Here is a 22,008-nt window from a genome sequence, read left to right on the forward strand (position 1 = left end):
TCCGCGATCTCCGAGATTCCACGATGTCCCTGCTGCCCGAAACCAAACTCGACGTACTCCTCGCACATCACGCCTCGCTCGAGGCACAACTGATGGGTCAGGTCAGCGCCGAGAATTATGTGAAGATGACGCGCGAGCTGTCCGAGCTCAATCCGCTGATCGACGCGGTGAAGACCTATCGCGGTGCGCTTGCAGAGCTCAAAGATATCGATGCGATGATCGCCGATACTTCGACCGATGCGGAGATGCGCGAGATGGCGCAGGCCGAGTGCCCGGCGCTGGAAGAACGCATCGAGGCGCTGGCGCAGGAAATCCGCGTGGCGCTGTTGCCGAAGGATGCGATGGACGAGCGCAACGTGGTGCTGGAAATCCGTGCCGGCACCGGCGGCGACGAGGCTTCACTGTTCGCCGGCGACCTGTACCGGATGTATGAGCGCTTCGCGGCGCTGGCCGGCTGGAAGGTCGAGGTGATATCGGCGTCCGAAGGCACCATGGGTGGCTACAAGGAAATCATCGCCGAGGTGAAGGGCCGCGGTGCTTTCGCCAAGTTGAAATTCGAATCCGGTGTACACCGCGTGCAGCGCGTGCCCGATACGGAGACTCAAGGGCGCATTCACACGTCGGCGGCAACGGTCGCTGTCATGCCCGAAGTCGAAGAAGTGGATATCGACATCAAGCAGGACGACCTGCGCATCGACACGATGCGCGCCCAGGGCGCCGGCGGCCAGCACGTCAACAAGACCGAATCAGCGATCCGCATCACGCATATCCCGACCGGCATCGTGGTGATGATGCAGGACAGCCGCTCGCAACATAAGAACCGCGCTTCGGCGATGAACATCCTGCGCTCGCGCATCTATGACGCCGAGCAGCAGCGTATCGATTCCGCCCGCTCGGCCGAGCGCAAGGAGAAGGTCGGCTCCGGTGACCGCTCGGAGCGCATCCGCACCTATAATTTCCCGCAGGGCCGCGTCACCGACCACCGCATCAATCTCACGCTCTACAAGCTGCCGCAGGTGATTGCCGGCGAAGCGTTGGGCGAACTGGTCGATGCGCTGACGACAGAGCATCAGGCTGCACAACTCGCTGCCCAGGGCGACGCGGCGTGAGCGCCGGCGACATGTTCGCCGGACAGAGCGTCGAGAACGCACGACGCTCATTGACCAATCTGCTCCGCACCCACAGCATCGATTCCGCTGAACTCGACGCGCGCTTGCTGACAGGCGACGCGCTCGGACTCGATCTGACCGGGTTGATCTCGGCTGCGAATCGCATCTTGACGTCCAATGAAGCGGCCCAACTTGCCCGCTTCGCACAGCGCCGCATCGATGGCGAACCCGTGGCCCGTGTCCTAGGCATGAAAGAATTCTGGGGTCTGCCGCTGCAGCTATCGCCCGACACGCTGGTGCCCCGTCCCGATACCGAAACCCTCGTCGAGGCGGCGCTCGAACTTCTCGATGCGACAGGTCCGCGTGACCGTCCGCTTGTGATCGCCGATCTCGGCACAGGCTCCGGCGCAATCCTGCTGGCGCTGCTTTCGGAGTTAACCAACGCCACCGGCATTGCGACCGATATCAATCTCGACGCCCTGCGAACGGCTCGCTCCAACGCTGCGCAACTCGGCTTGATCGAGCGCGCCCATTTCGCTGTCTGCGACTATGCCTCAGCCCTGGCCGGCGGCTTCGACCTGATCGTCTCCAATCCGCCCTATATTCCCTCGGCCGACATTGCCGGCCTCGACATCGAGGTGCGCGACCACGACCCGCTCCGCGCCTTGGATGGTGGAAAAGACGGACTAAATGCCTATCGAACCATCGCCCCCGAAGCCGCCCGGTTGCTGGTGCCCGGCGGCCTCCTGGTGGTCGAGGTGGGCCACGACCAAAGCGACGATGTCGCCGGTCTGATGACGGTGTCCGGGTTAACCCTGCCGGGGCCAGCCAAAGCCGATCTGGGCGGCATTCGCAGGGCGGTATCGGGACAAAAAAAGCCCCGATAAAGCCTTCTTGCGACAGAAAAAACCACTTGGAATATCCCCGGGGAGCGACTACCTTCCTGTCACAACATCGGTTCAGGGTTGGCTCGCCCCGTAGATTTACGGCAGGAAGCCAGAATTCTCGCTAGAGAGCCCGTCCGGGTGAAAGGTTCCAACAGGCAGGTTTGGTTGAGCGCGATGGCTGAGAGAGCTGCGCTGCTCGCGACCGCAAAGCGAACGAAAGCCTGATATTGCGCTTTAAACTTCACGCACAGAAGCCTGACCTTGTTTCGGCAGGTGGGTGATTTGGTCCGGCTGGCACGGTCAGCGGGCGGTTGGGGAACGCGTCTTTGTTGAACGCGAATGACGGCAAGATCGATGCAGCAAAGGTCTGCACGACGATTCGGGTGCTTCGCGCGTCCGCATCCCGCAATGTGCTGCGGCAATCATCTCTTTGAAACATAGCTCTGTGACACTCTGGATCGATAACTGAAGGCGACACATGCGAAACGGTCAGAACAACAACAACAAGCGGATGCGGAACAACAACAACCGCAACAACAATAATAATAACAACAATAACAATCGGCGCGGCCAGAACCCGATGACCCGGGTCTTCGAATCGAATGGCCCCGACATCAAGATCCGCGGTACCGCCTCCCACGTCGCAGAGAAGTACGTCCAGCTCGCCCGCGATGCACGCAGCTCCGGCGATCCCGTTGCTGCCGAGAACTACTATCAGCACGCCGAGCACTATTTCCGCCTGATCGCCGCCGCGCAGGAGCAGTTCCGGCAGAATCAGCCGCAACCGCGCACCGAAAACGAGATGCCGCCTGAGGACAACGATGACGAGAGCGAGAGCTACTCGAACTTCGGTGCCGAGCCCGGTTTCGTGCCGGTACAACAGCAGCCCTTTGCGCAGCGCGAGCAGCCTCCGCAGCGTGAGGGTGGTCAGCCCTATCAGCAGCGCGGCGAACAGCCCTATCAGCCCCGCGAGAACAATAATCGCGAACACCGTCAGCAGAATCAGCCGCAGGGCCAGCCGCAATATCAGCCGCAACCGCAGCCGATGATGCCGGTCGGCGATGGTGTCGATCGTCTGCCTTCTTTCATCACGGGTGGTGCGCAGCCTCAGCCGGGTGCTGCTCCAGGCGGCTTCGAACAGAATGCTGGTGGGGAGCGCTTCCCGCCGCGTCGTCGCCGCCGTCCGCACGGTCCTCGCCCCGACGTTGCTGCAGCTGGCGCGCCGGCAGAAGCACCAAGCGACGATTTCAATCCGGGCAACTCATAAGCCCAGCCGCTCTCCGGCGAGAGAGCGCACATCACGAGGCTTAGATTGGCCGTGGCTCAAAAAGCCGCGGCCAATTCTTTTGCGCCTGGCAGATTGCTGTTGCTGTCCATTCGCGCATTGGTAACTGCGAGTAGCTTGGCCACGGTATTGTGGCGGATCGCCACCGGATTGCGCTCATACCCGCCACGCTGGAAGAAGTTCGCCGTCGGCACCTGTTCACGCATCGCCAGCGGCATGGTCACCATATCGAAGCCGTTGCCATCGCCAGTGAGATTCATCATCTCAAGCTCGGCTGCGCTGAGCGGGCGATCAAACCCGCGGGCGCGGGCAAAATTCACTGACGTCAGTAGTTTGTGGACCTGCAATTGCGGGCCGATATCCATGTCCAGCACCAGCGCATGCATGGCCCAGCCCTGCGGCGTCGTGCCGAGCTTCTCAAGCGCGCTCCAGTTTTGCGGGACAGTGCGCACAGTCGCCTGCATGCGCTTGAAGACCGCAATCTTGTGATCCATCGCCTTACGCTGCGGGCCCGAGAGCGTCGATGCCTTCTCGGTCAGAACTTTCAAAATCTGAGGCCCCTGTTCGGCAACGAGCGTCGTCGTATTGGCTGTGAGCAGCTGATTGTAGCCGATAGCGGTGGAGATCGCGCGAGACCCCGGACGTGACGGGTTCAGGCCCGACTGCATGTCATGGCCGCCATTGCCACCGGTCTCGAAGGAATAGACGCGTACCGCAATGTCGCGTGTCAGCCCGGCCTGCAGGGCGGCACGAGCATAAGCGCGCTTGAACTCCATCTCATTGGCAGGCCGCTGCGGCACGAACTGAAATTGCTCCCTCGCCGCCGCGAGGAAATCCGCCACCACCGGAAGATCCTTGCGGACGCGCGGATCGCTATCCTCGGGCTCCGGATTCACCGGACGTTTTGGTCCTTCATAAAGCGGCGCCTGTTCCAGCACGTAGTCATTAAGCGTGATCTGCTGGCGGTCGCGGCGCTTGGCATTGCGGATTTTTCGCTTCTCAGAGATTGCATCCCAATAGGCACCGGCCTCCTGATCGAAGGCCGCGCGCGCTTCCTGATATTCCGCAAGCTTGCGTCGGTATTCTGCGACGGCCTGCGGCGAGGCGCCCTGCGCCATCGCATTGGCAACGCCTGCCGGTAACTGGGCGGAATCCAGCGCATGACCGACCGGCATGAACAAAAATACCGCGAGCGGGACAGTGGCAGTAAAGGTGCGAATCAAATGAGACATGGGACCTGTCGAGATGTCAGCCGGCATAGCCGGCCATGCAGAGGAATGAGGCGGGACGCCGCCCCGCGCCCGTCCCAGGCGGGTCAAACATACCCCGCTTAAAATGACGTTGGATGAGTTTGGTGAACAATGTCTTTCCAAGGCCGGACGCTGCCTGCGCTGACGCGTCGCGCCGGGGAGCAGAATCACTTCCAGGCGAAGACCGGCTGCTCCAGCTCGGCCACACGGGTGGTGCGCCCCGCAAGAACTTCGCTGAACTGATAGATCAACGCGGCGGTCGGCGCGTGAATAAAGTGGCCGAAATGGCTGTAGCGGATCAGACGCCGGTCGCTCTCGGGAATGGCAACGAAATCGAACGCCTGCGGCCGCGCGATCTGCGACAGCGCAATGCGATGAACCGAGGCGACCTCATCGGGGTTCGGCATCAATTGAACGCTGTCGTGCGCCCACATGACGACAGGCGTGATCAGATAGCCGGAGCGGGTCGGGTAATCGTCGAGGACACCGACGACATCGTCCCGCGTAAGCTGCAGACCGAGCTCCTCATGCAACTCGCGGATTGCCGCCTGCACGGGCGTCTCGCCTGGATCGCAGCGACCGCCAGGAGGTGCCCATTGATTACTGTGAGCGCGCAGACCGGACGCGCGTAACGTCAGCAACAGCGAGGTCTCCAATTCGGTCGCCGCTTCAACCATCACCAGGGCCACCGCCGCACGCTTCAGCCCCGAAGCGTACTGGCCCTCGCCGATCCGCGTGAATGCGGCCAGGCGATTCTCGATCATTGTTCGGGTGGCGGCATTGAACGGCAGGATCATCCGCGATTGATAGCACAGTCACGGATGATCCAACAAAGCCGATAAATTCAGCGCATCAGGCCAGTTCAGATGCCGCGCGCTGCATGTTGTCCGACATATCACTGGTCACAGTGCTCTGCTCTTCGACGGCCGCTGCCGTCGAAGTCACGAACTCGTTAACATGTTCGATCGCCTGCTTGATAGAAACCAGCGCGCCAACCACGTCACCGGAGATACCGTTCAGGGCCTCGATCTCGCTGCTTATCTTGTCGGTCGCCTGCTTGGCCTGGTTGGCCAAATTCTTGACCTCCGCGGCCACCACCGCAAAGCCCCGCCCCGCCTCACCGGCGCGAGCCGATTCGATGGTCGCATTGAGGGCGAGCAGATTGATCTGGCCGGTGATGTCGCCGATGAGCCCAACGATGCCTCCCATGGCATGTGCAGCCGAGGTAAGCCGCTGCGCCTGGATGTCCGCCGTCTCCACCTGTTGCACCGCGGATTCTGCCGTCTGCCGGGACTTTACCATCGTCTCGGAGATCTCGCGGATCGATGCATTCATCTCTTCGCTGCCGGCTGCGACCGACTCGATCAAGGAACGAGCGCGCTCCGCTTTCAGGCGGGCCATGGCCTGCGCCGTAATATCGGCAGCGTATTTGACCACCTTAAACGGCTTGCCATTCAGATCGAAAATCGGATTGTAGGATGCCTGGATCCAGATCTCCCGCCCCCCCTTTCCGATGCGCCTGTATTCTGCGGCCTGATAGGTCCCGCGATTGAGGCTCGCCCAGAATTCCACATAGGTCGCGCCAGATCGCTCTATCGGATCGACAAACATGCTGTGATGCCGGTCCCGGATTTCGTCGATCGTGTAACCGACCGTATCAAGGAAATTCTGGTTTGCCGTCAGGATGGTGCCATCCATGCGAAACTCGATGACCGCCTGCGACTTGCGAATAGCCGCCATCTGGCCGTTGCTATCAGCGGCCAGCAACTTTTGTTGGGTCACGTCGGTCGCGAATTTCACAACCTTGAACGGCTTGCCGGCATCATTGAGAATCGGATTATAGGTCGCGAGAATCCAGATTTCCTTGCCACCCTTGCCGACGCGCTTGTATTCGGCCGCCTGATACTCACCCCGGCCGAGCCGCGCCCAGAAGTCCCGGTAGGCTGCGCCATCGCGTTCACCGGCTTCCACGAACATGCTGTGATGCCGCCCCTGTATTTCGGACAGCGCGTAACCAAGCGTGTTCAGGAAATTCTCGTTTGCGGTAATGATAGTTCCGTCAAGATTGAATTCGATGACCGCCTGCGCACGGCTGATCGCGATCACTTTTCCGGAGGCTTCGAGGCTTTCGAGTTTCTGCGCCGTGATATCTGTAGCGAATTTGATGACTTTGAACGGCTTACCACTCTTGTCCATGATCGGGTTATAGGAGGCCTCGATCCAGATCTCCTTGCCGCCTTTGGCAACCCGCTTGAACTGCCCTGCCTGAAATTCACCCCTGTTAAGGTTACCCCAGAACTCCCGATAAGCGACACTCTCGTGTACGGCAGGCTCCACAAATATACTGTGGTGCTTGCCCTTGATCTCATCGAACGTGTAGCCGAGCGCCTTGAGAAAATTCTCATTCGCTTTGATGATCATGCCATCGAGATTGAATTCTATGATGGCCTGGGAGCGACTGATGGCGGTCGCTTGCGCCAACGCATTCTGCAAATCGGTCTTGCTCTGTCGGTTAAACATCTGTCGCTCCGTGGCCAAAACGGCCGTTGTCGTAAAATAGTCGACGAACGACGTCGCGCGGCACTGCGCGTCGTTTCCTCAAATCAAATAAACTGGAAGGTTCGAGCAGCTGACCTAGTCGACCAGCTGCTGATTCTGTGATCCCTCACGCCCCCAATAGGCCGCTACCTTTTCAGCCAGCTGGTTGTGGTTGTCATGCAGCTTGGCATTGCTGCTCGCCGCCGGTTGATCGGCCGTACCGGCTGTCAAGCTGCGTGCAGCAATCTGCTGAAAATACTCGAGCACAGCGATACGCAGGTTGGATGATAAATTTGGTGTTTCGCGCTTGCGCTCAATCTTCTCGATATAGTGCTCGATAGTGGTATTTTCCATGCGAACGATCGCTTGCAGGCTGGCCCAGAAGCTGTCTTCCAGGCTGACGCTAGTGCGTTTTTTCGAGACGACAACCGAGCGCTTGCGGTTAACGTTGGGGCGGTTCATTGCGGCTTCGTATCCCATTTTATCAGTCCTCTTCTGTTAAAGCTGGCATTGAAGTTCACGCGTTACTGATTCAGTTCACCAACACTGCACCGTCACAGCGAATGCCGGATACCCACACATCGGCCTGTCCAATTCCGACGCCGAGACTTGCCAACGTTGCCGCCAGCAATTGATCGATTGAACTGGTTGCCCCGCTGATGATGCTGGTGACGAGTCCACCAAGACCCGGGATCGCCAAACCCAGTCCAAGAACACTGATGTTGAGGTCGCCAAGCAGACTGCCCGTCAGGGACGACGTGAAGTTTGTCGTGTTGACGGTCTTCTTCGTCTGCGACGTGATATCCGAATAGCTGAAATTGACGCTGACCGGCGTGGTGTTGCCCATGCCCGCATGGGCCTTTGCCGTCACAATTGGAATACCCAGGAGATTCACAAGCGGTGCCGGCCCTGGATTCGGCTTGGTCGCAACATTGTTGAGGTCGGCTACAGTGACGTTACCTATCCATGCATCGACAATGCCCGGCGTAACGCCAAGCGTGACGCTCGATGTATTGACGTTGGGATAGCCGCAACTGACCTTGTTCAGCGTCGCTGTGCCCGACGCGACCTCTACATAAACCGGTAGATTGACCAACGACGCCGAACCACTTCCGATCAACTGGATGGATAGCAGCACACGTGTCTGAGCTGTATGAACACTGACGCCCTGCGTGCCCACGGCAATCCAGCCGGATCCCTGTGGCCGTGCGCCAATAGTCGCCGTCAGTGACGCGCTGGCAATGCCCGGCAGACCTAAATTGACGGATGTGGCGATCTGGTTGGTGCCGTTAGCGATTCCAGCTGTTGCCTGTAGCAAATCGTAAAGCGAGATGCTCACACCGTCTTTCGGCTTGACGCCCACAATCAGGTTCGCGTAGGGGCCCGCATCGATCAGCTTGCCAGGCGCAATCTTGGTCGTCACGGATGCCGAAGCCTGCGATATCGTCGAGAGTGCGGTGGTCGCGGTGCCGCTGCCATTGGTAGCCTGCTGCGCGCTCAGCGCTGCGGCAAGAACATCCCCGATCTTGATGTTCGAATTCAGCAGCGTGTCATAAGTCACACCGGTCAGACCGACGCGCGTCGCCAACGCTGAGAGGAAGGTGAAAGCATCAATGCGCGCGCCAAGAAGCGCATTGTAGTCCATGACTGACAGCGACAGGGTCGTGCCCAGCATTGATCCGAGAACACTATTCAACAAGCCGCCATTTAACGATGCCAATCGCGAACCGATCGAGAACGACGCGATGGCCGTCGTTGTTGCGGTCGCCGTTGTCTTGATGGTGAAATTGTTGCTGCCGGTAAAGAAATGGCTGAAGTAGAGGGGCGTCGCCGTCTGAAGACTGACCCGCGCCGCATTGGCTGTTCCAGTCGCTGGCGTGACAAAGCGGCTTTGCGCAGCGACGGCGGAATTGGTTGTGTAAGTTCCGAGTTCTACACCGACCAGAGCGCTTGCTGGATAGTTATTGCTGGTGACCGCCGCCTTTGCTGCGTTTGTCGCATTGCTTAAGTTGCTGGCCGCAACGATCGCGGCGAGATCCGTGGCAGCCTGCGTCTTGCGACGATCGGCGGCAATGGTCCCGATATCGACACCCAGTGCAGCACAACAAACGGCCAGGATCATGCCGCCCGCAGACATGATGGCAATATTTCCGCGCTGGTCGGCGCGAAACCTCTTGAGAAGTGCGCGCATCCGTTCCATCGCTCAAAACCCTCCGTAGGGAATGGCGGCAGATCGCGAGACTTGCGATGGAGGCATCGGCACGAAAGGAAGTGAATAGATGAACATGGTCGACGCGTCGTAGTTGACCGTGACCACGAAGACGTTTGCGTTCGACGACGATGTCGCTGCATTGACGCTCAGTTTTGACGCATTGATCAGCGGATAAGTCGCGGCATTCGACGTGACATAGGTCGATGCGATCGAGCCACGTTCGGTCTCGGTCAGCCCGGCGACAGAGGAACGTGCTGCCTCGGCAGCAAGCTGCTGAACACCGTGAACGACTGCAAAATATGACCCGAAGACGACGATGCCGAAAACGATCGACAGAAAGACGGGAAGCAGCATCGCGAATTCGACTGCGGAAGAACCGCGTCGACACGATAGGAGTTTTTTCATACTGGCATCGAATCTCAACATGCGCTGAGTTTCGCAAGACCGCGTGAAAACTACCTATACAACTTCTGCTACCACTTGGTGGGATCGATCATCTCCAATGCCTGCATTGTGTTGGATGATGGCATTGGATTTGATGAGGTGATCATGTTTTCTGATACGCGCGCTGATGAGAGAACTATATACCGAAGAATTTAACGTGTAGTTCCTCTATTAGAATGCTGTGTTTCTTGCGAATACCCTCGCGCGCGCATAGCACGAGTTTGGGTATCGCCAGCTTTGGAAGATAATACTCATTGGCCGCCAAGAGCGACGCCGGGATCAGAGCCGTTGGCAGCAGGGTCAAACCGATGCCCGCCTTCGCAGCCTCGATCCGTGCATGATAGTCCGGGCTGGAAAATGCGATACGATAGATCATTCCCTTGCGCTCAAGCGCCTGAATCATGACGTTATGCACGATCTGCCCCGGCCAGGTCAGCAACGGAATGGGCGCGCCAGGGCTTAACGTAAAATCCCTGGATCGAACCCAAGTCAATTCATCGTCGCGTTGCGCGATGACATCGATGGCCGCATCCCCGGGCATATCGGAGATACTGAGGAACACGCCGACATCGACGTAGCCGTCGAGCATGCTTTTCGCGATCTCGGCCGAATTATCTGAATAGATGCAGACATTGCTCATCGCCGCCTTGCTCATCCCTTCCATTGCGCGTTGCGAATAGAAATTGGTCAGACCAAGCCGGATGGTCTGATCTTCGGGCGAAGCGCCACGCAGCAAGAGCAACTGGTCGTTCGCCTCCAAAATCTTCCTGGCCTGGATCAGAACGAGCTTTCCGAGTTCTGTCGTCGATGAGCCGTTGGCAGACTTCTGGAAGATACTGCCGCCGACCGCGTGCTCAATGCGCTTGATCTGCGAGCTGATGGCAGGCTGGCTCAGGCCGAGCAGCTTCGCGGCCTTGGTGATACTGCCGGCTTCGGAAATACCGACAACCGATCGCATGATTTCGGTTGGGATGCTCGAATGCTGGTACCGCCGATGCATAATACGTTGTCCTTTGAGATCGACGTCTTCTCCACGCAACGGAATTGTCCGCTTCGAGACCTCGCACCAAAGTCATCGGCCATCTACATCAATCTGGCCGAAACGTTTCTTAGGCTCGTCAAAATTGTAGACGCCACGGCATACACCGTCCTTCAAGTTGTATCGGTGTCTTTTTACACATGCCAAGTACTTTCATGTGGAGACATGTGTGATTTCTGCCATTAGCAGTCTCAAGAGGGGGCGCGGGTAGAGCACTACCGTGATTACACGTATTTTTTTTAAAGCCGCGAGATGTAAAGCATCGGGATAGCGCTTCACAGGCTGGAACTCACCAAACGCGATTCGCGGAAAAAACTGACGTACCTCAGTGAGTAGTTCAGCTGATTGTCAACCTAAGGTGATAAATCGCTTTAAGGTCTGATGGAGCGCGAGCGATATCCCGATGCCGGTGACGCCACCTGCAAATTTGACCAGCGCATCCCGCGCCTCGCCGTGCCGGTCCGGCGTCAGATGTTGCAGCACCTCCAGCCCGACTGCCGCCCCCCCAACGAGCGTCAGGACAAGCCAGAGATGGCGGGGATAAGCGAGACCGAACAAAAGGCCCACGAGTGCGAATGCGCCGAAGCGCTCAAGGCTGACGCCGCCAAAATGCGGCCGCAACCCGATCGGTGACAGAGTCGCAAAAGCAATCAATGCAAGTGTAGTCCACGCGACAACAATGACGGTTTTCCGATACATCCAGCAGTCATATCCCATGCAACCGCAGGAGCGGCAATTTCTCACCTCTGACGGTTAATCGAACGCGCAGAGAACTACCACCGGCATTCCGACGCACTCCGCGGACAAAACCTCCCTCAGCGGGGGTTGCGGAGTTGCCAGGTGTCTAAGCTGTCAGGTTTGATCTCGAACCGATCTTTCATCCGTGCATACATGGTTCCCGCGATGCGTGCGACCGGAAGATAGTGATCGTAGTCCGTACGCAAGGTGACGGGGTCGACAACACCATCGCGAACCTGAATGCCCAGGACCTCTCCGACCAATAGGTCGCGTTCTGCGCCAAAGTTCATCATTGTCACTTTTCGGCATTCCAGTGCCGCAGGCGCCTTCGCCAAATGCGGTACCGGCACATTGATGCCAGCCGTCATTGGAAGCTGCAGGGCATCCAGTTCACCGATGTCAGATGGAAAGCTGATCGAACAATCGACCATATCGTTGGCAAGGGCCTCATCCACCATATTGATAACAAACAACCCATTGGCGCGCACATTGCGGGTCGTGTCCTTGACCGACAGATCGGGCCTGGCCTGCAGGCCGACCACTACCAGCGGCGGCTTTTCGGAGAACACATTGAAGAACGAGAACGGCGCTGCATTGACCACGCCAGCCTCGGAAATGGTTGTGATCAACGCAATCGGTCGCGGGACAACAAGACCACAAAGCAACTTGTAGCGCTCCGGCGCGCTAAGCTTGGCGAAATCAAAGTGGATCGTCATCGCAGGTTTTGCCTCTTGTGCCGCACCTTGCCGCAACGAGGCAGGAGCTTATCCGATCTTGAACAGCCGGCTCGCATTACCGAACAGGACTTTCTGACGATCAGTGTCCGATAGCTTGGCCTTGTTGACCAGCCCTACCGGATCGGGGTCCCCCATGTCGAACGGGTAGTCCGAGCCCATCATGACGCGATCGAGGCCCACCGTCTTGACCAGGTTGTCGATCAGCTCCGCAGAGAACACGCAGGTGTCAAACCAGAGCCGCTTGAGATAGGTCGACGGCGCATCTGCCGTGAGCCGGCGTACTTCCGGACGCACCTTCCAGGCGTGATCCAGTCGGGCTGCGTAGAATGGGTAGAAACCACCGCCATGAGCGATAACCACGTCGAGATCCGGATGCCGGTCTAAAATGCCACCCATGATGAAGTGGGCGATCGCAATCGTCTCTTCGATGGGCTGGCCGACGCTGTTGACCATGAAGAAATCGCCGAGCCGCTGGCCATGGGAGAAGCCCAGGGGATGCACGAACAGCGGTACGCGCAGATTGGTAAGCCGCGCATAGAGTGGATCGAAGGCGGCATGGGACAGTTCGAGGTTTTCGACGCGGGTATCGATCTGGAATCCGCGCAGGCCGAGCTGCTCGACTGCATGAACCGCCTCCTCCACCGCACGCCCGGGAAACCGCATCGGCAGCGTACCCATCCCCGCGAAATGTGCAGGATCCTGCGCCACGAGCGCGGCAATGTCTTCGTTCTGCACGCGCGACAGCGCACATTGCAAATCTTCGTCGGCCCAGTAGTTCTGTTGCGCCGGTGCCGGCGCGATCACCTGAAAGTCGACGCCCATCTTCGCCATCATCTCGCGGCGCTTGGCGATGTCGAGCATCAGGCCCGGCAGCAGCTTGCCCTGCTCCGCATCGGTCTCGCGACTCGCAGGCGACATGTCGCGGCGATAGGGATTGTCCATCGGATCGTAGTGCCCGGCCACCAGCGGCTCGACGCGCTTGCTGAGGGCATGGGTGTGCATATCGATGATGGGCATTCGGAATCTCTTTTTCCTAGTTCAGTTCGGCAGCGTCGGGGACGCGATGATGCCAGTCGGTCACACCTTGATAAGCATGAGCCGCGCGCAGGATATCGGCCTCGGCATAGGGGCGGCCGACCAGCTGGAACGCGATCGGCAGACCTGCCGCATCGAAGCCGCACGGCACTGACGCTCCGGGTAGGCCGAGATAATTGATGCCGCGGGTGCAATGTGTGAGCTGGCCGATCACAGCAGCGACGTCGGCGGGGTTGCCTTCGGTAGTCGCCGCGATGGTCGGTACCGGAATCGAGATCGCCGGCAGAAGCGCGAGATCGGCGGATCCGATGCAGGACGCGATCCATTGCTGGGTGATCTGCGTACGCAGCGACAGCGCTTCCACATAACGGGTCGCCGGATAGAGCAGGCCAGGCTCGATGCGCGAGCGCACCTGATCGGCATAATCCTGCGGGCGGTCGATTAGCCAGCGGCGATGGATCGTCGCGGCCTCGACGCTCATGACGATCTGCATCAGCGCGTTGATCAAGGCCATATCCGGCGGTGAGGTCTCGACGACGGTGGCGCCGAGCAACCGCAACACCTTCACAGCTTCGTCCAGCGCAGTCGCCACATCCGAATGCACGAGCTCGCGGTAGTATCCACCGGGAATTGCGATGCGCATCCCGGTCACACCCGTATCGAGCGTCGTTTCATAGTCGCGATCCGCGATCACCGACAGCAGTCGCGCGGCATCCCGTGCGGTGCGGGCCAGAGGTCCCGTGCAATCCAGTGAGGCAGATAGCGGCATCACACCATCAGTCGGAACCAGTCCCCAGGTCGGCTTCAACCCGATCAGGCCGCACATCGCGCCGGGATGGCGTAGTGAACCGCCAGTATCCGTCCCGAGCGAGCCGGTCACGAGGCGCGCGGCGACGGCGACGCCGGAACCGGAGGACGAGCCGCCCGGCACATGCGCCGGATTCCACGGGTTGCGCGCATGCCCCAGCGATTCGTTATAACCCGTCGGACTCATCGCGAATTCGGCCAGCTGCAGCCGGCCGAGATCGAGCGCGCCGGCGGCGTCGAGCCGGGCAATCACCGTGGCTGTCACGTCAGCGCGAAAGTCAGCCCGGATTTTCGAGCCGCCACCGGACAGATCACCGACACGGTAGAAGAGGTCTTTATGTGCAAGGGGCACGCCATGCAGTACCGGCAATGCCCCCCCCGATGCGCGCAACTTGTCGGCGGCTTCGGCCGCATCCAGCGCCCGTTCGTCGTCAAGCCGCACCACCGCATTCAATTTGCGGCCGATCAGATCGAGCCGTTCCAGCGCCACCGTTGTCGCCTTCACGGACGTGACTTCGCCTTTAGCAACAGCATCCGCGAGAGCGCAGAGATCAAGGGCTGCGATTGCGCTCTGCATCAGCGCTTGTCCATGCCAGCGAGCCACGCCTGATAGGCGTAGGGCGTCGAATCGAACGCCATGTCTTGTACAGCCGCAGTCGCGACGCGCGTGTTGTTGTCCACGACCAGCCCCGTCATGCGCGGTGCGCGTTCAGCGGCGCCGGGCGCCTTGTTCAATTCGGCGGCTACTTGGCGCAACAGGTCTTCGCTCATGATCACCTCAATGCACGCCGAGGCGCTGGAACAGCACATCAGTCTGCTGGTTCATTTCCTGCGACGTGCCGTGATGCACGATCTGCCCGGTTTCCATAATGTAGACGCGATCGGCGACGGCCAGCGCGCTGTAGAGATTCTGCTCGACCAGCAGGATCGACAGCCCTTCCTTTTTAAGATCGAGAATGATGCTTTCGAGGTGCTGCACCATTACCGGCGCGAGACCTTCGGACGGCTCGTCCATCAGGATCAATTCGGGATCGATCATCAAAGCACGACCCACAGCCAGCATGCCGCGCTCACCGCCAGACAACTGGCCGCCGCGGTGATAGCGGCGCTCAGCAAGCCGCGGAAAAATGCCGAATACGCGATCGAGTGTCCAGCCGTCCTTGGCGCGGACGCTCTTCAGCATGGTCAGATGTTCGGTCACCGTCAGCGATGGAAACAGCCGGCGACCCTGCGGCACAATGGCGATCTTGCGATTGGCGATATCATGAGGACGCAAACCAACAAGGCTCTCGTCGCGCCAGGTGATCGTGCCCGAGCGCACCTGTGGCGGCGTCAGACCCATAATGGAACGAATGAAAGTGGTCTTGCCCATACCATTGCGGCCGAGCAGCGCCACGATCTCGCCGGGACGCACCTCAAGCGAGGCGCCGCGCACCACGACGGCGTCGCCGTAACCGCTGTGCAGATCCTTGACCTCAAACATGACGCGGCTTCCCGAGATAGACTTCCTGAACCTGCTTGTTGCGTCGGATGCCTTCCGGCGGCTCCTCCACCAGCACGCGGCCTTCGAACATACAGGTGACGTAGTCGACCAGACCGAGCGCCAGATCCATGTCATGTTCGATCAGGATCACGGTAATCGCGGGGTCGAGCGAGCGGATCACCTCGGCAATCATCGAGCGCTCCGACGGCGACAGGCCAGCCGCAGGCTCATCCAGCAGCAACATGGTCGGCGTCGTCACCAGCGCAATCGCGATCTCCAGCTGCCGCTGCTCGCCATAGGACATTTCCTTGACGATGATATCGGCGCGCTCGGCGATGCGTGCGGCATTCAGCGCGGCCGCGATGCGCGTAGCCTCGCTATCGTCCGGATCGGGCGAGCCGAACAGCGAAAACTTCTTCGGCTTCAATCCGCGCAGCGCCAGCATCATGTTGTCTTGCACGCTCAGCGTGGGGAACAGATTGGTGATCTGGAAGGTGCGCGAGATGCCGAGCTGTGCACGCCGGTGTGGCGGCAGTCTGGACACATCATGCCCGTTGAATTTGATCTTGCCGGAGGTCGGCGGATGCGCGCCGGCGATGGCATTGAACAACGTGGTCTTGCCGGCGCCATTGGGGCCGATGATGGCGCGACGCTGGCCCCGTGGCACAATCAGGCTGACGCCATCGACCGCCCGCAAGGCATCGAAGGCCACCACCACATCTGTCAGCGTCAGGATCGGTTCGGACACGAATAATTCCCAGTGAACGAGACGCGGCGACACGGCCGCGCCTCGATGTCAGCAATATTGAATCAGGTCTTCTTGATGCCCTGGAAGGTCCGCGAATAGGGCGGCTGCTTCAGGTAGGTCGCCGGATCGTATTTCCAGAACTGCGAGACATTGGGATAGGTCTCGATCGGCACGTTCCAGTATTTGCCGTCGGCGCGCTTCACGACCTTTCGGATATAGACGTCGTAGATCGGGTTGCCGTATTCGTCGAACTTCACGGTCTTACCGAGCGGCGAATTGTCGAGCTCGGTCTTCAGTACCGTATCGATAAAGGTTTCGCGGTCTTCGACCTTGCCACCCATCTTCTTCAGCGCGGCATCGATCCACATCATGCCGGAATACATCGAGAAGCCGTAGAGCGACGGGATCTTGCCGTACTTCGCCTCATAATCCTTCTCGAACTTCGCAGTGGTCGGAACGTCCGAACCTTCGGCGAAATGCGCCGCCGCGATGATGCCTTCGCATTCGGGGCCCATGGTGCGGATCACCGACTGGTCGGTGCCGTTCATCGCCATCAACAGCGGCGTCTTTTCCTTCAGACCGAACGACGCATATTGCTGGATCAGACGAGTCGAATCCGCGCCGGTCTCCATCGCGAAGATCGCGTCGACCTTGAGATCGGCAAGCTGGCCGAGATAGGGGCTGAAGTCGGCAGTGTTCAGCGGATGCCAGAACTGCTGCACGATCTGCCCGCCCCCTTCGGTGAACACCTGGGCGAGACCGCCGCACTGTTCGTGGCCGAAGGTGTAATCCTGGCTGATGGTGGCGATCTTCTTGTAGCCCTGCTTCAGGGCCCAATCACCGAACGGATGGGTGAAGGCGCTGGCAGAATAGCCGGCGACGCGGATTACATTCTTGATGCGGGCGCGCTGGGTGAGATCGTCAGCCGCGATAATCGGAATGAAGTAGGGCGTACCGGTGCCCTTGACGTAGTTGGCGACAGCAAGGCCGGTATTGGCGAGCAGATTGCCGATCAGCATGTGGCAATTGCCCTGCTCGACCAGGCGGCGCGCTTTCTGCAGAGCGGTGTCGGGATTCGACGCATCGTCCTCAATCACCAGCTCGACCTTACGGCCGCCCATCTCGTTCTTCACCTGATCGAGATAGAACTGCACGCCCTCGACCATTTCCTTGCCGCCCGACGCGACAACACCGGTCAGCGGCGCGAGCAGACCGATCTTGATCGGGCCGGCCTGAGCCTGAGCCGAGCGCCACGGAGCGACGCCGACGCCCGCGGCAGCGACAGCCGCCGTCGTGTTCTTGAGAAATTGCCTGCGATCCATCTCGAAGTCCTTTCGTGAGCAACCCGATTGAAACGTAAAACCGACTTATCGCACCTTGCGCGAAGTGATCGCGCGCAGCTTGCCTATAATGCCCTCGGGGGCGAAGATCATGATGAGAACGAATGTGATGCCGAGAACCATCAGCCAGCGTTCGGTGTAGGAACTGACGATGTTCTCCAGCACGATGATCGCCGCTGCGCCGACGAAAGCCCCAAACAACGTGCCGACACCGCCCGCGATCATCATCAACACGCCCTCCACCGATTGCGCGAGCGCGACCGTCGAGGGGCTGACAAAATTGTTGAACATCGCATAGAGCCCACCGGCGATGCCGGCGAAGATGCCTGACACCGTGAAACCGATGAACAGATGCAGCGGCACATTGTAGCCGAGACTACGCATGCGGCTTTCGCTGTCTCGGATGCCGCGCAGCGTCAGGCCGAACGGCGAACGCACGAACCGCCACATGGCAAAGGACACGACAACTGCGCCGGCCAGCACCGCCCAATAGAACGCGCTGTGGCTCATCAGGGCTGCCGGCCGCACATCGGCGCGCATGCCGTTTTCGCCCCCGGTGACCTGCGTCCAGCGCAAGCAGACGCCCCACACGATCATGCCGAGCGCCAGCGTCAGCAGCAGGAAGTAGACGCCGGAGGTGCGGACCGCGAGCAGCGCAAATACCGAGGCCACCGCGGTGGCCGCCAGCACACCAAGCGCGAAGCCCGCCCATGGCGACAGACCGGCCTGGCCGGTCGCATAAACGACGACATAGGTCGAGACACCGAAGATGGCACCATGCCCGAGGGAAGTCCGGCCGGCAAAACCGGCGAGAATGTCGATCGACATGGCAAGGACTCCGAAGATCAACACTTCGGTGGCGAGGCCGACCTGATAGCTCGACAGCACCATCGGCAGGCAGGCAGCGACGATCACCACCAGCGCGGCGATGACGAGCGCACGGCTAGTCATGCCGGCGAGAACTGACGTTTTGGATACGGGCTGCGTCATGTGGCACGTCCGAACAGGCCGAGCGGACGGAATGCGAGCAACACCGCCATCGGGCCGAAGATCACGAAATAAGCGAGTTCGGGGAACATCACCTGGCCGAGCGTATTCAGAAGCCCGACCAGCAGGCTACCGACACCGACGCCGACGAGGCTGCCACGCCCACCGATGATGACGACGGCGAGACTGAAGGTGAGGATTTCCGCGTCCGCCGAGGGATAGAGCGACAGGAACGCGCCTCCCATCTGGCCGCCAAGGCCGGCGAGCGCCGAACCGAACAGGAAGGTGAAGAGGAAGACGCGGCGAATATTGACGCCGGAGGCTTCGACCATCTCGGCATCGTCGACGCCGGCACGGATCAGCGCGCCGAGCCTTGTATGATTGAGCAGCACCCACAGGCCGATAAAGACCAGGATGCCGGTGACCAGCACGAACAAGCGGTAGATCGGATAGAAGGTGCCGAACACCCGCGTGCCGCCGCGCAACATCTCCGGGATCGGCACGGTGAAGCTGTCGCCGCCCCAGATCACCAGCGCGAGATCGTTGAGGAAAAAGGCGACGCCGAGGGTCAGCAGCACCTGCCGCAGCTCGTTGCCGCGCACGAAGCGCAGCAGTCCCTGATCGAGCACGAAGCCGATGGCCGCGATCGCCGCCATCGCGCCGATACCGCCGAGCACGAAGCTGCCGGTCTTCACCGCAACGCTATAGCCGATATAGCCGCCGAACAGATACAGCGCGCCATGCGCGAGATTGACGATGCGCAGCAAGCCGAAGATCAGCGTGAAGCCGCTTGCCACGACGAACAGCAACGCGGCGAAAGTCAGGCCGTTGAGGAGTTGAAAGAGACTCATGCCCTGCTGCTTGCCTGATCTATGCTTCTGGCGCTTTCGGTCCGACCGAAAGATACCAATCGAGAATCTGTTCGCCGGTCATGAAAGCCACGTCGGATTTCTTCTGGATGGTCTCGAAGATTCGGCGGAAATGCTTCAGGCGATGCGGCGCGCCCATGATGTAGGGATGCACAACCAATGCCATGACACGAGCCGAATTCTCGGAATCCTCGTAAATCTGCTCGAACTGGTCGATGGCCCGGTCGTAATATTCCGACGCCTTGTGATGCTGGATCAGCATCATCGCCACGTCATTGCATTCCTGCGTATAGGGCACGTTGACGATCGGCGTCGTCGTGGTCTTGAGCCACACCGGCTGATCGTCGAGCACCCAGTCGGCGACGTAGTCATAGCCTTCCTGTTTCAGCAGATCCGGCGTTTCCCAGGTCTCGGTCAGACCGGGCCCGAGCCAGCCGCGCGGCCGCTTGTCGGTGGCCTTCTCGATCACGTCGGCAGTCTTGCGGATATCCTCGCGTTCGTTCTCAACCTTCTGCATATTGCGCTGGGTGAAACCATGACCCATGAATTCCCAGTTGCGCGCCTTGGCTGCCTCGACGATGGGCGGGTAAGCAGCGATCGCCGAACCATTGATCGCCAGCGCGGCGGGGAGCTTGTAGTCGTCGAACACTTTCAGCATGCGCCAGAAGCCGACACGATTGCCGTATTCGTGCCAGGCCCAGTTCGGAACGTCCGGCGACGGCGAGCCGCCGGCTGGCGGTGTCAGCACCGTGCGCGGCATCGGCTGCTTGGCGTCCCATTCCTCGACATTGACGATGATCCACACTGCCATGCGCTTGCCATTCGGCAGCTTCAGTGGTGGACGAGCGTCAATCGGCGAGTAGGAAATGCGTTCGGTCGGCAACATGATCAGGTCTCCGGCTCAACGATGGTAATGCCGAGCGACGGCAGGCCTTCGATCCGCGCGTCGATAACGTCGCCCGGAACGACGGGACCCACGCCGGCAGGCGTGCCCGTATAGATGAGATCGCCCGGCTCGAGCTTCATCTGCTTCGACAGCTGCGCCACGATCTCCGGCACGCTCCAGATCATCTGGCCGATATCGCCGCGCTGCTTCTCGACGCCGTTCACCGACAGCGTGATCGCGCAATTGTTGAAATGCCGGGCATCGCGTGCCGGCGCAATTTCGCCACAAGGCGCGGACGCGTCGAAGCTTTTGCCCATTTCCCAAGGCAGTCGCATATCGCGGGCATCGCGCTGGCGGTCGCGACGGGTGAGGTCGATGCCAACGGCATAACCCCAGATGTGATCGAGCGCATCCTCCACCGCGATATCGCGGCCGCCGCGTCCGATCGCCAGCACCAGCTCAACCTCGAACTGGAAGTCCTCGGTGAAAGCCGGATAAGGCACGCGCGCGCCGTCCGGCACCACGCTGTCGCGCGGCTTCTGGAAGAAGAACGGCGGATCGCGCTCGTCGGCTTCCTTCATCTCGCGGATGTGGTCGAGATAGTTGCGCCCCACGCAATAGACGCGGCGTACAGGGAAAAAACCGCCACCCACGACCGGCACGCCGGTGACGGGAATTGCTGGCAGCATCTGCTGGGACGTCACACTCACTTCGCCACCTGGGTATTGTGCCAATCGAGGATCTGGGCGCCATTCCAATGCACCACGCCTTCGAACTGGTTCACGTAGTCATAGATCGCTTCGAGATATTTGATGCGGAACGGCTGACCCGAAATATACGGATGGATCGCGATCGACATGATCTTCGGCCGCTCGGCGCTTTCAGCATAGAGGCGATCAAACTGATCCTTGGCGCGGTTCAGGAGCTGCGTGCTCTCGTGATGTTGCACCATCATCATCGGGATGTCGTTCATCTCCACCGTGTAAGGCAGCGTTGTAAGCGGCCCCTTCTCGGTACGAATCACCGTCGGTTCGTCGTCATAGACCCAGTCACCGATATATTTCACGCCGGCTTCAGCGAGGAATTCCGGAGTCTCCAGCGTCTGCGTAAGACCGGGCCCCAGCCAACCCACCGGGCGCTTGCCGGTGAAGTTCTCGATCACATCCATCGAGCGGTTGATCATCGCTTTCTGGTCGGCTTCCTTGTGGATAGGCCCCTGCTCATAGGCATGGCCCATGAACTCCCAGCCGGCGTCCTTCGCCTGCTGAGCCACGCGTGGATAATCCTCGCAGACGCGCGCATTGATCGACAGCGTGGGCTTTATGCCGAGCTTCTTGTAAAGATCGAAGAAACGCCAGACACCGACACGCATCCCGTATTCGTGCCAACCCCAATTGGCGACATCGGGCAGCAGCGGAACGCCGGTCGGCGCCGGCAGCACCTGGCGCGCCATCGGCTTGGCAATATCCCAGACCTCGAGATTGACGATGGTCCAGACGATCATGCGGGCGTTGCCCGGCAATTTCAGCTTGGGACGATCGACGATGGCGGAGTAGTCGCAACGCTCGCGCGGCTGCATGGGACCGGTCATGGCTGGATGCCCTTCGAAAGTGG

Annotated in this window: 23 protein-coding genes; 3 read left to right on the plus strand and 20 right to left on the minus strand. The window is 59.9% G+C overall.

What is annotated here, in order from left to right:
• Positions 1–23 precede the first annotated feature (23 nt).
• The 3 genes from prfA to AB7783_RS20505 all read left to right on the plus strand — a co-directional run bounded on the left by prfA (position 24) and on the right by AB7783_RS20505 (position 3,263).
• On the plus strand, positions 24–1,109 hold the full coding sequence (gene prfA, locus AB7783_RS20495) for a peptide chain release factor 1 (protein ID WP_441278649.1): 1,086 nt from the start codon (positions 24–26) through the stop codon (positions 1,107–1,109).
• Positions 1,106–1,996, plus strand: coding sequence for a peptide chain release factor N(5)-glutamine methyltransferase (prmC, locus tag AB7783_RS20500; RefSeq protein WP_093757485.1), 891 nt, complete (start codon positions 1,106–1,108; stop codon positions 1,994–1,996). Before prfA ends, prmC begins: the two co-directional genes overlap by 4 nt.
• A 478-nt stretch (positions 1,997–2,474) precedes the next feature.
• Positions 2,475–3,263, plus strand: coding sequence for a DUF4167 domain-containing protein (locus tag AB7783_RS20505; protein WP_309942441.1), 789 nt, complete (start codon positions 2,475–2,477; stop codon positions 3,261–3,263).
• 56 nt (positions 3,264–3,319) lie between these two features.
• Here AB7783_RS20505 and AB7783_RS20510 read toward each other — a convergent pair whose 3' ends face one another.
• The 20 genes from AB7783_RS20510 to AB7783_RS20605 all read right to left on the minus strand — a co-directional run bounded on the left by AB7783_RS20510 (position 3,320) and on the right by AB7783_RS20605 (position 21,985).
• Positions 3,320–4,456 (minus strand): hypothetical protein, encoded by a 1,137-nt coding sequence (locus tag AB7783_RS20510; protein WP_441279729.1) that lies wholly within the window; start codon positions 4,454–4,456, stop codon positions 3,320–3,322.
• A gap of 242 nt (positions 4,457–4,698) precedes the next feature.
• Positions 4,699–5,328 (minus strand): NUDIX hydrolase, encoded by a 630-nt coding sequence (locus AB7783_RS20515; RefSeq protein ID WP_441278650.1) that lies wholly within the window; start codon positions 5,326–5,328, stop codon positions 4,699–4,701.
• Positions 5,329–5,383: 55 nt separating this feature from the next.
• Positions 5,384–7,051 (minus strand): methyl-accepting chemotaxis protein, encoded by a 1,668-nt coding sequence (locus AB7783_RS20520; RefSeq protein ID WP_441278651.1) that lies wholly within the window; start codon positions 7,049–7,051, stop codon positions 5,384–5,386.
• A gap of 114 nt (positions 7,052–7,165) precedes the next feature.
• On the minus strand, positions 7,166–7,549 hold the full coding sequence (locus tag AB7783_RS20525) for a ribbon-helix-helix domain-containing protein (RefSeq protein ID WP_093757490.1): 384 nt from the start codon (positions 7,547–7,549) through the stop codon (positions 7,166–7,168).
• Positions 7,550–7,601: 52 nt separating this feature from the next.
• Entirely contained in the window at positions 7,602–9,260 is a 1,659-nt protein-coding gene (locus AB7783_RS20530; protein WP_441278652.1) for a TadG family pilus assembly protein, read from the minus strand.
• A 12-nt stretch (positions 9,261–9,272) separates the two neighbouring features.
• On the minus strand, positions 9,273–9,707 hold the full coding sequence (locus AB7783_RS20535; protein ID WP_089267729.1) for a TadE/TadG family type IV pilus assembly protein: 435 nt from the start codon (positions 9,705–9,707) through the stop codon (positions 9,273–9,275).
• A 154-nt stretch (positions 9,708–9,861) separates the two neighbouring features.
• Positions 9,862–10,764, minus strand: a complete 903-nt coding sequence (locus tag AB7783_RS20540) for a LysR family transcriptional regulator (RefSeq protein ID WP_139285789.1) — start codon at positions 10,762–10,764, stop codon at positions 9,862–9,864.
• 348 nt (positions 10,765–11,112) lie between these two features.
• The gene (locus tag AB7783_RS20545; protein ID WP_441278653.1) at positions 11,113–11,463 is read right to left on the minus strand and encodes a VanZ family protein; all 351 of its coding nucleotides are present in this window, start codon (positions 11,461–11,463) and stop codon (positions 11,113–11,115) included.
• A 116-nt stretch (positions 11,464–11,579) separates the two neighbouring features.
• Positions 11,580–12,218, minus strand: coding sequence for a flavin reductase family protein (locus AB7783_RS20550; RefSeq protein ID WP_441278654.1), 639 nt, complete (start codon positions 12,216–12,218; stop codon positions 11,580–11,582).
• A 48-nt stretch (positions 12,219–12,266) separates the two neighbouring features.
• Complete coding sequence (locus AB7783_RS20555) at positions 12,267–13,256, minus strand: amidohydrolase family protein (RefSeq protein WP_441278655.1); 990 nt, start codon at positions 13,254–13,256, stop codon at positions 12,267–12,269.
• A 16-nt stretch (positions 13,257–13,272) separates the two neighbouring features.
• Complete coding sequence (locus tag AB7783_RS20560) at positions 13,273–14,658, minus strand: amidase (RefSeq protein WP_441278656.1); 1,386 nt, start codon at positions 14,656–14,658, stop codon at positions 13,273–13,275.
• Positions 14,658–14,852: a hypothetical protein gene (locus AB7783_RS20565; RefSeq protein WP_441278657.1), complete on the minus strand. Its 195-nt coding sequence runs from the start codon at positions 14,850–14,852 to the stop codon at positions 14,658–14,660. Before AB7783_RS20565 ends, AB7783_RS20560 begins: the two co-directional genes overlap by 1 nt.
• A gap of 7 nt (positions 14,853–14,859) precedes the next feature.
• Positions 14,860–15,564 (minus strand): ABC transporter ATP-binding protein, encoded by a 705-nt coding sequence (locus AB7783_RS20570; protein ID WP_441278658.1) that lies wholly within the window; start codon positions 15,562–15,564, stop codon positions 14,860–14,862.
• Entirely contained in the window at positions 15,557–16,312 is a 756-nt protein-coding gene (locus AB7783_RS20575) for an ABC transporter ATP-binding protein (RefSeq protein ID WP_441278659.1), read from the minus strand. The genes AB7783_RS20570 and AB7783_RS20575 overlap by 8 nt, the downstream gene beginning before the upstream one ends.
• Positions 16,313–16,374: 62 nt before the next feature.
• The gene (locus AB7783_RS20580) at positions 16,375–17,634 is read right to left on the minus strand and encodes an ABC transporter substrate-binding protein (protein ID WP_441278660.1); all 1,260 of its coding nucleotides are present in this window, start codon (positions 17,632–17,634) and stop codon (positions 16,375–16,377) included.
• A 45-nt stretch (positions 17,635–17,679) separates the two neighbouring features.
• Positions 17,680–18,642: a branched-chain amino acid ABC transporter permease gene (locus AB7783_RS20585; protein ID WP_441278661.1), complete on the minus strand. Its 963-nt coding sequence runs from the start codon at positions 18,640–18,642 to the stop codon at positions 17,680–17,682.
• A complete protein-coding gene (locus tag AB7783_RS20590) occupies positions 18,639–19,490 on the minus strand; it encodes a branched-chain amino acid ABC transporter permease (protein ID WP_441278662.1) in 852 nt (283 codons plus the stop codon). The genes AB7783_RS20585 and AB7783_RS20590 overlap by 4 nt, the downstream gene beginning before the upstream one ends.
• Positions 19,491–19,509: 19 nt before the next feature.
• Positions 19,510–20,394, minus strand: coding sequence for a polysaccharide deacetylase family protein (locus tag AB7783_RS20595; protein WP_441278663.1), 885 nt, complete (start codon positions 20,392–20,394; stop codon positions 19,510–19,512).
• Positions 20,395–20,396: 2 nt separating this feature from the next.
• Positions 20,397–21,104, minus strand: coding sequence for a fumarylacetoacetate hydrolase family protein (locus AB7783_RS20600; protein WP_309942401.1), 708 nt, complete (start codon positions 21,102–21,104; stop codon positions 20,397–20,399).
• Positions 21,101–21,985 carry a polysaccharide deacetylase family protein gene (locus AB7783_RS20605; RefSeq protein WP_441278664.1) on the minus strand — a complete coding sequence of 295 codons (885 nt, stop codon included), beginning with the start codon at positions 21,983–21,985 and terminating at the stop codon, positions 21,101–21,103. Before AB7783_RS20605 ends, AB7783_RS20600 begins: the two co-directional genes overlap by 4 nt.
• Between the last annotated feature and the right edge of the window lie 23 nt (positions 21,986–22,008).

The organism is Tardiphaga sp. 172_B4_N1_3, assembly GCF_052076035.1.
Lineage (GTDB): Bacteria > Pseudomonadota > Alphaproteobacteria > Rhizobiales > Xanthobacteraceae > Tardiphaga > Tardiphaga robiniae.